5 protein-coding genes are annotated in these 4,445 nt (G+C 63.1%); 2 read left to right on the top strand and 3 right to left on the bottom strand.

All coding sequences use genetic code 11. From position 1 onward, the window contains the following. Positions 1–231: 231 nt before the first annotated feature. Positions 232–504 carry a hypothetical protein gene (locus tag EOD07_RS24135; protein ID WP_071034026.1) on the top strand — a complete coding sequence of 91 codons (273 nt, stop codon included), beginning with the start codon at positions 232–234 and terminating at the stop codon, positions 502–504. A gap of 10 nt (positions 505–514) precedes the next feature. Here the strand turns inward: EOD07_RS24135 and bmt are convergent, their stop codons facing one another. From bmt to EOD07_RS24150, 3 genes are all read right to left on the bottom strand, one after another. Then, positions 515–1,531: a betaine--homocysteine S-methyltransferase gene (gene bmt / locus EOD07_RS24140; protein WP_127237229.1), complete on the bottom strand. Its 1,017-nt coding sequence runs from the start codon at positions 1,529–1,531 to the stop codon at positions 515–517. Positions 1,532–1,613: 82 nt separating this feature from the next. Beyond that, on the bottom strand, positions 1,614–2,216 hold the full coding sequence (locus EOD07_RS24145) for an urea carboxylase-associated family protein (protein ID WP_127237230.1): 603 nt from the start codon (positions 2,214–2,216) through the stop codon (positions 1,614–1,616). A 62-nt stretch (positions 2,217–2,278) separates the two neighbouring features. Then, on the bottom strand, positions 2,279–3,136 hold the full coding sequence (locus EOD07_RS24150; RefSeq protein ID WP_040981855.1) for a helix-turn-helix transcriptional regulator: 858 nt from the start codon (positions 3,134–3,136) through the stop codon (positions 2,279–2,281). Between the two features lie 248 nt (positions 3,137–3,384). Here EOD07_RS24150 and EOD07_RS24155 point away from each other — a divergent pair, with 248 nt between their 5' ends. Continuing rightward, positions 3,385–4,386 carry a fatty acid desaturase gene (locus tag EOD07_RS24155; RefSeq protein WP_206519538.1) on the top strand — a complete coding sequence of 334 codons (1,002 nt, stop codon included), beginning with the start codon at positions 3,385–3,387 and terminating at the stop codon, positions 4,384–4,386. The last annotated feature ends 59 nt before the right edge of the window (positions 4,387–4,445 follow it).

Genomic DNA, 4,445 nt, shown 5'->3' on the forward strand with positions numbered 1-4,445 from the left:
CCAATGCCGCGCGCGGCGCCGATCCGTTCGGCTACAGGGCGGAGTTCCTGTCGCTGGTGCGCCTGGCCGCATCGCTGGACGGCAACAAGTAGAGCGTGGTGAGTTCAACGAAGGGCCGGCGAAAGAAATCCCGCCGGCCTTTTTGCGATCGTTAAATTGCGTGGCTTTTCCGGAACCTCGCCGCAACGAGCTTCTGTTAGTCAGCGCTGATGGAATTTTGAGGGATCAGCAGTGCATATCACGACAATCGGCAATGCGAACGCGACGGCGGCCAATGCACCGGTGCGGGGATCGTCCGCGCCTTCGGCGGAATCGGCGCGCATTCGGAGCGATGTCGATGCGGCCCGCAACACGGCGCTTTCGGCGCTCAACAACGACCGGTTTCGCGTCATGCTGGAACAGATCAGCGATCCGGGCGCATCGGGCGCTCTGATGACGATGAGCGCCGAGAACGTCGTCGATTTCAATACGGCGCTGTCACGCTACGCCGAAAACAGCAAATAACCAGGCCCTGTCAGGCGCGGCTGCGCCTGCGCTCGCGCCGGCCTTCGCCGGGTTCAGCAGCGCTTGCCGTCTTGTTGCGCATCGGCCCGATGCGCTCGACGATCGTCTCGATGGTCGGGCGCTCCGCCTTGGTGTGGCCGTCGAGCGCCTTGCGCATGGCGGCGAGGTGAGCGAACGACGTGCCGCAGCAGCCACCGACGATCTTGGCGCCGGCATCGACCGCCAGCCGCACATAATCGGACATCAGCTCCGGCGTTCCGGAATAGTGAATCTCGCTGCCACGGAATTCGGGAATGCCGCAATTGCCCTTGACGATCACGGTCGCCTCCGGCTTCGCCTCGGTCATGTCGAGCAGCGAGGCGAGGATATCGGAAGCGCCGACGCCGCAATTGGCGCCGACGCCGAGCGGGGCCTGCGACAGGCCGTCGGCGACGGCGTGGATGTCCTTCGGCAGCAGGCCCATCATGGTGCGGCCGGCGGTGTCGAAGGAACCGGTATAGGTATAGGGCAGGCCGACGCGGATGGCGGCCTCGGCGGCGGCGCGGATCTCGTCGGGCGCCGACATGGTCTCGATCCAGGCGACTTCGGCGCCGCCGGCCTTGAGGCCCTCGATCTGCTCAGCAAAGGCATTGACGGCGTCGTCATAGGTCAGGGCACCGAGCGGCACCAGCAATTCGCCGGTCGGGCCGACGGAGCCGGCGACGATCACCTTGCGGCCTGCCTTGTCGGCGACGGAGCGGGCAATCTCGGCGGCGCGCTTGTTCAATTCGTGGACGCGATCCTGCGCATGATGCAGCTTGAGCCGGTGGCGGGTGCCGCCGAAGGAGTTGGTCAGGATGATATCGGCGCCGGCGTCGACGAAGTTCTGATGCAGGCTGGCGATCGTCTCGGGCGACGTCTCGTTGAGCAGCTCCGGCGCCTCGCCGGCCGGCAGACCCATCGCGAACAGATTGGTGCCGGTGGCGCCGTCGGCCAGGAGCACGCCCTTTTCGGCAAGCAGGGCGTCAATCGGGTTGGTCGCGGTCATGACTTTGGCTTTCGTGTTCGAATTCAAATAACGATATAAAGAAGTCTTTATATCTAGTCAACGAGCTTGCGGCCGCGAAGCCCTACGCGGCCGGTGTGATCTCGACCTCGATCTCGGTGCAGGCATCACCGTTGGTCGGATGGTGGTCGACCGAGCAGGCGGTGACGACAAGCAGGAGGTCCTGTTCGGCGCGCAGCGTGACGTAACCGCCGGGCGGATTGATCGAGGCTTCGACGACGAGCGTGCCGTCCGGCTGCGGCAAGGAATTCTGGAAGAGGTCGACCGGGTCGGGCGCGAAGGGCAGGTCGATGCCTTCCGCGGCAAGCGCCTTCATCAGGTTGTCGCGGCAGTTCGGGTGGTTGGGCAGGCCGGCGCGTTCGTAGAGCGCGCTGTCGCAGGCCGGGTAGAGCATGTCGTGCGGTCCGGGCGAGCCATCCTCGGTCAGCGTCAGCATAACCTTGCCGGCGGCGCTGTAGAAATGGTCGCCGGGTTTTGGAAACAGCCGCTCGGTGATGTCGCGCGTCTGCGACGTGCTCAGCCAGTCGAGTTTTTCACCTGTCGAGAACGCCCAGAGGTCGGAGACCTGCTGGCCCTTGGGATCGATGATGCGGATGAGATCGCCGCGCCCGACGCGCATGGAACGGCCCGACTGAGGAGGAACGACGACGTGACGCGATGACTGCATGGTTTTCCCTGAAAGGATGAACGGCGACCGAGCCGATGTCAGTATGATATCGGCACCGTCAATCAGACAGAGCCTGACGGGAAGGACATTGCGGCCAGCTTCTGCGTGAAGCTTGCTGCCTCATGCGCGTTGATGTCGGCGGCGCGGATCAGATTGTCGAAATGGCTGGTGAGCGTGCGGATCGGCTGGGTGGCGCTCAGCACGATATACATGTCGCCGACATAGATCGCGGCGCGGTAGGGGCCGAAGATCGTATAGGGGATCGAATAGCGCATGCGGCCGTCATAGAGGAACAGCCGGAAGGTCGGGTAAAGGTCATCGAGCAGCGCCGCCATGTGCAGCAATTGCTTGCGCCTTTCGGCTTCCGGGAAACGATCCCAGACGCCCAGGCCGCGTGCGAAGATCTCCAGCGTGTGGCGCGGCATGCAGACCTCCATGTCGGTCTCCGGCCGCCTTGTATAGTCGATGCGGTATTGCGTTTCGCCGGCCTGCGCCTCGCGGTTCTTGTTGGCGATGCCGGCCTCGTAATCGATCAGCGCCTCGGTGCGCAAAAGATCGGGAATGCCGGCGGGCACGTAGCGGATCTTGGTGCCGGCGGCCTCGGCATGCCATTTGGCGAGCAGCGTGCGGTCGAAGCCGTCGGGGGCCTCCTCGATCTCCAGGCTTTCGCGGATTTCGCCGGTCACGCCTTCGTCGTGGCTCAAGCCCAGCAGCCAGTCGAGCGACACCTTGAATTCGGCGGCGATGTTGAGCAGCGTCTCGGCGCGAGGCAGGCGGGTCGAGGCGCCGGACAGCAGCTGCGACAGCGCCGAACGGTCGATGCCGACGGCCGTCGCGAAGGCCGATTGGTTGAGGTCGGAGCGTGTCAAGAGCAATTTCAGCCGCTCCCGGAAGATCGTCGACAGATCGCGCTTGTCCATCAGGCCGCTCCTGCTTGCGAGAGGAAAAATTTGCGCCTGAGCTGATCTGAACGCGGCTCAGGCGGAAATGAATCCCCATATTTGTTTACAATATGTAACATCTGCCGTCAAAAATGCGCATTCGCAACAGTTTGTGCGCTTTGTCGCGTTGATGTAACGGGAGGCTCCTGACACAATGTTGTCAGGAATCGAGGGGTTCCGGCGACTGGAAGGCAGTGGTCGATAGCATGGCAAGCATGAATACCGGCATGAACAAGAGACGCAGCAGCGCACCGCCAATCGAATGGCCGACGGTATTGCTCGCGCTCTTCTGCTACGGCGCATGGTTCGCAATCGGCTTCCTGCTCTGGCCATCCCACTCCTTGATCGCTTTGATCGCGCTGGCCCTGATCCTCGCCCTGCAATCGTCGCTGATGCATGAGGTGCTGCACGGCCATCCCACCCGCAGCGCCCGCATCAACGAAGCCTTCGTCTTCCTGCCGATCGGGCTTGTCTGGCCGTTCAGGCGCTTCAAGACCATCCATCTTCGCCACCACGCCGACGAACGGCTGACCGATCCGCTGGACGATCCGGAAAGCTATTACAAGGCGCTCTGGATGCATGAGGAACTGCCGCCGGCGATGAAGTTCCTGCTCAAGCTCAACAATACCATGGTCGGCCGCCTCATTCTCGGCCCGTGGCTGTCGTCGATCGGCTTCTTCATCGACGACGCCCGGCAGATTGCCGCCGGCGACAAGACGATCCGCAACGCCTGGCTGCTGCATGCTATCGGCCTTGTCGTGGTTGTGCCGATCGTGACGCTGGGTTTCGGCATCCCGCTCTGGCTTTATATACTGGTGCCGGTGTGGCTCGGCCAGTCGCTGATCTCCGTCCGCACCTATGCCGAGCATCAGTGGTCGGAACATCCCGAAGGGCGCACCATCATCGTCGAGCGCTCGCCCTTGGCGTTGCTGTTCCTCAACAACAACCTGCATCTCGTGCATCACAAGAGCCCGACGGTTGCCTGGTACAGACTGCCGAAGATGTTTCGCGATCGCCGCGAAGAATGGCTGCGGATGAACAACGGCTATATCTATCCGAACTATTTCGCGCTGATCAAATCCTTTGCCTTCAAGGCCAAGGAGCCGGTCGTCCATCCGGTGCTGCGCCGCACGCCAGAGCATGGCCGGGCCTTCAAGCCGCGCGTCAGGGCGCGCAATGTCAGCGGGCTTGGCACGGCGCCGGTTCCGGCCGAGCCGCCGAAGGAGTAATTTTCCGCGCCCGCTTTTTCGCGGCGGAACGCAGGCGCCGAAGGTCGCCTGTCTTTGAA

The sequence above is a fragment of the Mesorhizobium sp. M2C.T.Ca.TU.002.02.1.1 genome (assembly GCF_003997225.1).